Origin of the sequence: Microbacterium sp. B19, from assembly GCF_000333395.1 — a bacterium.
GTDB lineage: Bacteria > Actinomycetota > Actinomycetes > Actinomycetales > Microbacteriaceae > Microbacterium.
The window spans coordinates 1-1,148 of the sequence record NZ_BADA01000561.1 but is presented as its reverse complement, the minus strand read 5'-3'; the positions used below and the strand labels follow the sequence as shown (position 1 = coordinate 1,148).

General features: G+C 71.5%; 1 protein-coding gene and 1 pseudogene. One reads left to right on the top strand and one right to left on the bottom strand.

Annotated features, from left to right (window positions below; translation table 11 throughout):
- Positions 1-527, top strand: a pseudogene (locus I5G_RS23720) (5'-3' exonuclease H3TH domain-containing protein); the annotation flags it as partial.
- A gap of 2 nt (positions 528-529) precedes the next feature.
- Here the strand turns inward: I5G_RS23720 and I5G_RS19210 are convergent.
- A partial coding sequence (locus I5G_RS19210) for a PHP domain-containing protein (protein WP_022880511.1) occupies positions 530-1,148 on the bottom strand: 619 nt, incomplete at its 5' end.

Sequence of the window (1,148 nt, the reverse complement as noted above, 5' to 3'; positions counted from 1 at the left end):
CACGCGCGCGGACGTGCCCGTCGACATCGTCACCGGGGATCGCGACCTCCTCCAGCTCGTCGACGACGACCGGGGGTATCCGAGTGATCTATACGGCTCGTGGAATGAGCAATCTCGAGATCATCGACGACGCGGCCGTGCAGGCCCGCTACGGCATCCGGGCAGCGCAGTACGCCGACTTCGCAGCGCTCCGCGGCGACCCGTCCGACGGCCTTCCGGGCGTGCCGGGCATCGGCGAGAAGTCGGCGGCCGCGCTGCTGGCAGCTGGCGGCGACCTCGGCGGCATCCGTTCCGCCGCCGCGGAGGGCACTGTTGGATCTCCGGCGCAGCGGGCCAAGATCCTGGCCGCCGCGGACTACCTCGACGTCGCGCCGACGGTCGTCCGGGTCGTGCGCGACCTCGACCTCGCGCCCGCCGACGACCGGATCACCTTCGATGACGCTCGTGCCGAGGCCGCCACCGAGCTCGCCGCGCGCTGGAACCTCGGCACGTCCATGACCCGGGCACTGGCCGCGCTGCGCGCCTGACCTCAGCGCTCGCGCGCGAGCCACTCCCGCAGCCGCGGAAGGGGCCATGTCGTGATGATCCGCTCAGCGGGCACACCGGCCGCTTCCGCACGTGCCGCCCCATGGTCGAGCAGCGAGAGTTGCCCGGGCGCGTGGGCATCCGAGTCGATCGAGAACAGGCATCCCTCCGCGAGGGCCAGCGCGAGAAGGTCGTCCGGCGGATCCTGACGCTCCGGCCGCGAATTGATCTCGACCGCGACACCCGACGCCGCACACGCCGCGAACACCGCCCGCGCATCGAATTCGGACGGCGGACGCGTCCCCCGCGACCCCTCGACCAGCCGCCCCGTGACGTGCCCGAGCACGTCGACCCGCGGATCCCCCGCCGCCGCCACCAGCCGCCGCGTCATCGCCGGCGCCTCCATTCGCAGCTTCGAATGAACGGATGCCACGACCACATCGAGTTCGCGCAGGAGCGCATCCTCCTGGTCGAGGTCGCCGTCGTCGAGGATGTCGACCTCGATGCCCGTCAGCAGGGTGAACGCGTCATCGGAGAATCCGTGGACGACCTCGATCTGCGAGCGGAGCCGCTCGGGCGACAGACCGTTCGCCACCGTCAGACGCGGCGAATGATCCGTGAGC